Genomic DNA, 7,448 nt, shown 5'->3' with positions numbered 1-7,448 from the left:
GCGCGCGGGTCCGGCAAATCCCCAAACGTGTCTTCAAACTGCTCCATGAGGTCCTCCGCAAATGGAAAACCTCCTTAGAATCCTGTTCGCCGCCTATGGCAAATCTGCCATATGCGATTCCCCTGCCTCAAGGGGGGAGGGGTAAAAGATTGGGCGTCCCCTTCCAAAAGGGCCTTAAGACAAGTTCGGCGGCTGCAGTGCTGATCCCGAAAGACCGCGCTGCACCCGCCGAACGGAATGAAGACCCAGAATCCCCGGAATTAATTCCCAGCGATCGCCTTTGACTTGGCGATCAGGTTTTCGGCCTGTTTGATGGAGGCGATGTCGATCAGGCGACCGTCCAGAGAGACGGCACCCTTGCCTTCCTTCTGGGCCTGGGCCATGGCGTCCAGGATGCGCTGGGCCTTGGTCACGTCCGCTTCAGAAGGGGAGAACAGCTCGTTCGCCATGGCGACCTGGCTGGGATGGATCGCCCATTTGCCTTCACAGCCCAGAACCCCGGCGCGATTGGCCTGGGCCTTATAACCTTCGGGATCAGAGAAATCACCAAACGGGCCATCGACGGGGCGCAAACCATTGGCGCGGGCGGCAACCACCATGCGGCTGATGGCATAATGCCACATATCGCCCCAATGATAATCGCGGGGCGCATCGCCATCCTTGTCGGTCAGCACGCCATAATCCGCATGGGGGCCACCAATGACAGTGGTGCGGGCCTTGGTTGATGCGGCATAGTCGGCAACCCCAAAGTGCAGCGATTCATTGCGCGGAGAAGCCGCAGCGCAGGCATCCACATTGGCCATGCCAAGCGCGGTTTCGATGATCAATTCAAAACCAATCCGCTTTTTGCGCTTCACAGCGGCTTCCACCTGGGTCACCAGCATATCGACGGCATAGATATCGGACGGGGTGCCGACTTTCGGGATCATGATCATATCCAGACGCTCGCCACCCTGTTCCAGGATATCGACGACATCGCGATACATGTAGTGGGTATCCAGACCATTGATGCGAACGGACATCGTTTTGGTGCCCCAATCGATATCGTTCAATGCTTCGATGATATTCTTGCGTGCTTTTTCTTTCTCATCGGGCGCAACCGCATCTTCACAATCCAGGAAGATGACATCGACATCTGATTTTGCTGCCTTTTCGAACAGTTCGGTTCGGCTGCCGGGAACGGCCAGTTCGCTGCGGTTCAGACGGGGGGTGGCTTGTTCAACGATCGTAAAACTCATGAGACGACTCTCCTGGGACGTATATTAACCGGGGACGTGGATTAAATTCATAAATGGAACCTATTCCACCTAACGGAAATCGCAAGCAAAAACTATGGATTTATGTTTTTGGTCGCTTTGCCAGGGGGTGTTTGTCCGCAACAAGGGACGCCAGACGCTCATTGAGGACATGAGTATAGATCTGTGTGGTCGAAATATCCGCATGGCCCAGCATCTGCTGAACGGACCGCAGATCTGCCCCATGGGCAACCAGATGCCCGGCAAAGGCATGGCGCAGCACGTGGGGGCTGATCTTGGCCGGGTCCAGCCTTGCCTGTAGGGCCAATTCTTTCAGCATCTGCCCAAAACGCTGGCGTGTCAGATATCCCTCCTTGGACCGGCTGGGGAACAGGTAAGGACTGTCCTTCACCCCGTCGGGCAGAAAAGCATCGCGGACCTTGCGATAGGCGACCAGCGCCTGGCGCGCCGGGGGGGACAGCGGCACAAGGCGTTCCTTGCCGCCCTTGCCCCGCACCATCAGAAAGGGTTCTTCGCGCCGTGCGGCAGACAGGGGCAGGGTGACCAACTCGCTGACCCGCAACCCGGTCGCATACAGGACCTCCAACAGACACACCAACCGCACACCGTCCAGCCCCTTGGCCTTTCGGGCGGCGATCAGCAGGGTGTCCACCTCTGCCTCGCTAAGGAATTTTGGCAGGAGGCGTCCCTTGCGGGGCGCATCCACTGTGGCTGTTGCATCCCGTGGCGCATATCCTTCGCCATACAGAAAGCGATGGAATTGCCGAAGGGCGGACAGTTTGCGCGCCGCTGTAGCGGGTTTTGCCCCGCCGCGCGCCAGCGCGCTCAGATAGGCGGAAATTTCCTCCGGACCGACAGTTTGCGGAGTTTGGTCCTGGGCCTTTAAATAGGCAGTATAGTCCTTAAGGTCCCTGTCATAGGCGATGCAGGTGTTTTTTGAAGCGCCGCGCTCTGCCACCAGCATATCCAGGAAAGCGTCGATCCAGCGCGACATGACCTTTGCTCTATCGGTCCATCGGGACCGGGCTGGGGGCGGACAGAACGGCGGTTTCCAGCGCCAGTTGCCGGGCATCGCGCTGCAAGCCCACAGTGGTTAGCGCCCGCACGACCGCTATGGGCGTGGACGGATTTAGGTCCTGCGCCGGGCCGGTCGACAAAACGGCGATAGACAGGGCCACGACTTCCCCCATCCGTCTTGCCTCTGCGGCGCGCGTCAACAGATGCAGCGGCAGTGCGGCGGCGCCGATACCGGTTTCAGGATGGGCCGCCATGGCATCGGTGCGCAGGTCTGCCTCACTGGCCAGTGGTTCTCCTCCGGTAGCCGCCTGCACCAGTGCTTTTAGTGTTTCAAGATGGGCCCGACCCGCATCCGGGTCTTCGGCGCCGTCAATAATGGCCCGATCCCAATCACGGCGGGATTGGCCCAGCGCCTGTCCGGTTTCACCCGACAGCATGGCCAGATGCCACAATCTGGCGTTGGAAGCGGCACTGTCCGCATTGGTGGTCGCATGACTGCGCAGCAGGGCATGCCATTGGCGGGCCCGATCCGTGTGCCCGGTCATATAGAATAATCGCGCGGCATCCTCGGCAAACCACAATAGGTCATTGGACGGTGGGATTGTCATGGCCGGTGTAGCAAAAACCGGCGCAATGGCGATCAGCAACCCATCTGACCGCGCGCGGGTCAGGGCGACGGAAACAGCCTCTGCGCGCAGGGCCGGAATTTCCCATTTCAGCAGGACCTGATATAACAGCGCCCGTCCCGCCGCAGGGCTGATTTTGTCCAGCGCCTCCAGGGGGGCATCCAATGCGGCGGATTTAAAGGCCTCGGAAAGATATTTATCTGCAAGGGCCTCGGAGGAAAGCAGGCCGCGTCTGGCGGCGCTTTCCGCCACATCCAGGTCGGAGGCCTGTTGTACGGCCAATTGAGTGATCAAGGGGTCTGTGCTGCCAAAAGGCACAGGCGCCCCGGAAAATCGCAGCATCGCATAATGCATCGCCCCTTCAGGGGTCAAAGCCTTGAGTTCCGGCGCAAGCCCCAGGGTGATGCTGTCCATCAGGGTAAAATAGACCGGGTCTTTCACGCCTGTATCAAACAATGTTTGCGCCGCAAGGGAGGCCTGATCCTTCTGACCGGCAACTGCCTGGCAGAAGGCAATCAGTTTTTGCCAGAATACATCATTGGACTGTGCAACGGCATTTGATGCCGTGCTGCAGGCTTCGGGCAGGTCATAGGCGGCCAATTGGGCGCGCGCCACGGCGGCCAGTCCATCGGGATCCCGCAACGCATCGGCACCGGCGCGGGCCAGCATTCCTGCATCACCGGCAAATCCCAGACGGGCCAATGCTTCAATGCGGGCTTTTAGGACAGATACCTGTGTGCCGGAGTCCTGTGGCGGCAAGGCGGCGGCGGATAATAGCAGGCGTTTCGCCAGCCCCCGCGCGACGGGGTAATCGCCATTCCCATTCAGGCCATTGATCAAGGCCGCAATCGTATTGCGAGACAGGCCGCTCCACAGATCTGGCGGCAGAGCGGCAACAGAGTCCGGCAAAGCGCCAACGGCTTCTGTGTCCACCGCGCCCAATGTTTCAACCGCCATGCCAGAAGGAGCTGTAGGTTCAGGATTCGCCGACGGTTGATCAGGATTTTGCGAATTCGGCTGGTTCTGAGTTCCGCCTTGCAGTGACGGAAACAGTTGCACCTGTGCCCGCGCGATAGGCATAGCGGTCATCAGCAGACCGAACAGTGCCACGCTCCTTATCGTCAGGCTGAAAGCCTGGCACGATATCCAGCCAAGATTATGACTGCCGTGATTACGACTGCGGGAATCGGTCATTGTCGATCACACGCTCAACCGGGGCGACCGGGGCTGGGATATCATAGGCGATCAGATAGATCGCGCCGCCGATCAGCGCTGCGAATATCAGCGCGATTAGAAACAAGACAATCTTTCCCACCGTTCCTCCTTAAGGACGCTATTTTCACCACTTTAATGTGTCATCGGCCAGCACAGGCTTTACCCTATTCCCTGACTATGGCAATTCTGCGACAAGGTTTAAAGGCGCGAACGGCGCGACACAATCACAAGAGCAGGGAAATGGATTGATTTTGCCATGAATGCCCTGGAATTGTTGTTATGAAAAATGCAAATGCCGATCACACTGTCCCCCTGGATCGGTCTATCGTCTTGGTGGGGATGATGGGGGCGGGGAAATCCGCAGTCGGGCGTCAATTGGCGCAGCGCCTTGGCTTGCCCTTTGCCGATGCAGATCATGAGATTGAGCGGGCGGCCGATTGTTCCATCGCCGATATCTTTGCGCAGTTCGGGGAAGAGTATTTCCGCGCCGGCGAAAGGCGCGTGATTGCCCGGTTGGTCGAAGAAGGCCCGATTGTCCTGGCGACGGGCGGTGGGGCCTTTATTGATCCGGCCACACGGGCCTTGTTGCTGGAACAAACCCTTACCGTCTGGTTAAATGCAGAATTCGATGTCCTGTGGGAGCGCGTGTCAAAGCGCAGCCATCGTCCCCTGTTGCGCACTGAGGATCCGCAAGGAACCTTGCGCAGATTGATGGAAGAGCGCTATCCAATTTATGCACAAGCGCATGTGACGGTGATTTCCGACCGCGCGCCAAAGGAACAAACGATTTTGCGGGTAATTGAGGCGCTGAGCGCATCAAAGGAAAGCGATAGTGTATGACGCCAATGTCTGATTCTGGGACCCCTGCATCTTCTGGGACCCCTGTATCTTCTGGGGCCCTTCTGTCGGTTCCAAACCCGTCCAGCGCAATTGTGCCCGTCGCGTTGGGGGATCGGTCCTATGACATTCATATCGGTTCTACCATTTTGGCGCAGGCCGGGGATTTGATTAAGCCGGTCCTGGCCCATCCTCGGGTGATCGTGATCACCGATGAAACGGTCGCCGCGCTGCATCTGGAAACGCTGACAGAATCTTTGCGCAAAGCGGGTATCGTTCAGGAAACCATCATTTTACCACCCGGTGAGGGCACGAAAAGTATGGAGCGTTTGTCGCGCCTGCTGGATGATATCTTTGAAATTGGCATTGAACGGTCAACCACCCTTGTTGCCCTGGGCGGCGGGGTGATCGGGGATCTGGTCGGTTTCGTCGCCGCCATTGCCCTGCGCGGAATCAATTTTGTACAGATTCCCACCACACTGCTGGCCCAGGTCGACAGCTCCGTTGGGGGCAAGACCGGCATTAATGTGCCCGCAGGAAAGAATCTGGTGGGCGCCTTTCATCAACCCCGTCTGGTTCTGGCCGATATTGGCGCGCTGGATACGTTGGCGCGGCGGGAATTGCGTGCCGGTTATGCGGAAATCGTAAAATATGGCGCCATTGATGATTTTGCTTTCTTCCAATGGCTGGAAACCCATGGTGCGGATTTGATGTCAGGCGATCCTGCTGCGCGCATTGCGGCGGTTGAGACAAGTTGTCGCGCAAAGGCCCGGATCGTTGCAGAAGACGAGCTGGAACAGGCGGATCGCCGGGCCTTGCTGAATTTTGGACATACTTTCGCGCATGCGCTGGAATCGGCGACCGGATTTGGTTCCAGACTGCTGCATGGAGAGGCGGTCGCGATTGGCATGGTCATGGCTTTTGATCTGTCAGCCAGGCTGGGGCTGTGCGACGGCCAGGATGCTGCCCGGTTCGCCCGGCATCTGGCGGAGCTGGGCCTGCCGACCGGCCCCAATTCCGTCCCCGGTATTGCCTGGAGCGCACCCGATCTTGTCGCACGCATGGCCAGTGACAAGAAGGTGAAGAATGGACGCCTGACATTCGTGCTGGCGCGGGGGATTGGTCAGGCCTTTGTCACGCAGGATGTCGCGCCGGAAGATCTGACCGCAATCTTGAACGAGGCGATATCCGCATGACCGACTATCCTATCTATGCGGGTCTGGCGATCCTGCTGCTGCTGATCCTGTCCTTCTTCTTCTCTGGGTCCGAAACGGCGCTGACAGCGACGTCCCGGTCGCGGATGCATCAACAGGCAAAGCAAGGCGACAAGAACGCAGGCACAGTCCTGAAATTGCTGGAGCGAAAGGACCGCCTGATCGGGGCGATCCTGCTGGGCAACAACATGGTCAATATCCTGGCATCCGCCCTGGCAACGACGGTGCTGGTATCGATTTTTGGAGAGGCCGGCGTTGTCTATGCCACCATCGCCATGACGGCCTTGGTGCTGATTTTTGCGGAAGTGCTGCCAAAGACATATGCACTAAGCCATGCTGACGCGGTTGCGCTGAAGGTTGCGCCGGTCATGCGGTGGATTGTGTTCCTGTTTGCCCCGATCACCGCAACAGTACAAAGCATTGTGCGCGCCACATTGCGGCCCTTTGGCGTGGATTTATCGACCTCAATCAGTGTTGAACAACATGAGGAAGAACTGCGCGGCGCGATTGATCTGCACTCGGGGGAAGACCCCGATATCCGCCATGAGCGGGAGATGTTGCGGTCCATTCTGGAATTGGATGAGGTTGAAGTTGCCGACATCATGACCCACCGACAAAAGGTGGTAACGCTGGACCTGGATGATCCGGTGGAAGATCTGGTCGAACAGATTCTAGGCAGTCCCTATACCCGCCTGCCGGTGTATCGTGGCGATTCTGACGATATCTCCGGCGTCTTGCACGCCAAGGCGCTGTTGCGGGAAATTCATGCGCGGGGCGGCAATATCAAGGACCTGGATCTTGCCACCCTGGCAGCCCCCCCTTGGTTCATTCCGGATTCGACGACTTTGCTGGACCAGCTGCAGGCCTTTCGCGAACGCCGCGAGCATTTCGCCAATGTGGTGGATGAATACGGTGCTTTCATGGGGATTGTTACACTGGAAGACATTCTGGAACAGATTGTCGGTGAAATTGATGACGAAACCGATATTGCCGTGCCGGGCGTTCGACCCCAGGCAGATGGCAGCTTTATCGTCGATGGGGCGGTGACCCTGCGAACCCTGGCGCGGGACCTGGATTGGGATCTGCCGGATGATAATGCCGCAACGGTTGCGGGGATTGTCCTGCATGAAGCACGGCTGATTCCGGATCCCGGACAGACATTCCTGTTCCATGGGTTCCGCTTTGAAGTATTGCGCCGCCAGCGCAATCAGATCACGTCGTTGCGGATCACACCGCCCGATCCCAATGCGGATGATGAAGAGGACTGATTGTCCTCAAGTAAG

At 58.2% G+C, this 7,448-nt stretch carries 7 protein-coding genes; 3 read left to right on the top strand and 4 right to left on the bottom strand.

The features are described from left to right. Positions 1–260 precede the first annotated feature (260 nt). From ACOSDR_RS09415 to ACOSDR_RS09400, 4 genes are all read right to left on the bottom strand, one after another. Positions 261–1,238, bottom strand: a complete 978-nt coding sequence (locus ACOSDR_RS09415; protein ID WP_420723462.1) for an HpcH/HpaI aldolase/citrate lyase family protein — start codon at positions 1,236–1,238, stop codon at positions 261–263. A 100-nt stretch (positions 1,239–1,338) separates the two neighbouring features. Further along, on the bottom strand, positions 1,339–2,250 hold the full coding sequence (locus ACOSDR_RS09410; protein WP_420731058.1) for a site-specific tyrosine recombinase XerD: 912 nt from the start codon (positions 2,248–2,250) through the stop codon (positions 1,339–1,341). Positions 2,251–2,260: 10 nt separating this feature from the next. Next, the gene (locus ACOSDR_RS09405) at positions 2,261–4,009 is read right to left on the bottom strand and encodes a hypothetical protein (RefSeq protein WP_420731057.1); all 1,749 of its coding nucleotides are present in this window, start codon (positions 4,007–4,009) and stop codon (positions 2,261–2,263) included. Positions 4,010–4,070: 61 nt separating this feature from the next. Beyond that, positions 4,071–4,214 (bottom strand): hypothetical protein, encoded by a 144-nt coding sequence (locus ACOSDR_RS09400; protein WP_420723465.1) that lies wholly within the window; start codon positions 4,212–4,214, stop codon positions 4,071–4,073. Positions 4,215–4,393: 179 nt separating this feature from the next. On the opposite strand from ACOSDR_RS09400, the gene ACOSDR_RS09395 reads away from it, so the two are divergent. The 3 genes from ACOSDR_RS09395 to ACOSDR_RS09385 are packed head-to-tail and all read left to right on the top strand — an operon-like array spanning position 4,394 to position 7,433. After that, complete coding sequence (locus tag ACOSDR_RS09395; RefSeq protein ID WP_420723466.1) at positions 4,394–4,954, top strand: shikimate kinase; 561 nt, start codon at positions 4,394–4,396, stop codon at positions 4,952–4,954. Between the two features lie 5 nt (positions 4,955–4,959). Then, positions 4,960–6,147, top strand: coding sequence for a 3-dehydroquinate synthase (gene aroB / locus ACOSDR_RS09390; RefSeq protein WP_420723639.1), 1,188 nt, complete (start codon positions 4,960–4,962; stop codon positions 6,145–6,147). Then, positions 6,144–7,433, top strand: coding sequence for an HlyC/CorC family transporter (locus tag ACOSDR_RS09385; protein WP_420723467.1), 1,290 nt, complete (start codon positions 6,144–6,146; stop codon positions 7,431–7,433). The genes aroB and ACOSDR_RS09385 overlap by 4 nt, the downstream gene beginning before the upstream one ends. The last annotated feature ends 15 nt before the right edge of the window (positions 7,434–7,448 follow it).

It is taken from the genome of Hwanghaeella sp. 1Z406 (assembly GCF_048892425.1).
Lineage (GTDB): Bacteria > Pseudomonadota > Alphaproteobacteria > UBA8366 > Aestuariispiraceae > Pacificispira.
This window is presented reverse-complemented; position numbering and strand designations above follow the sequence as displayed.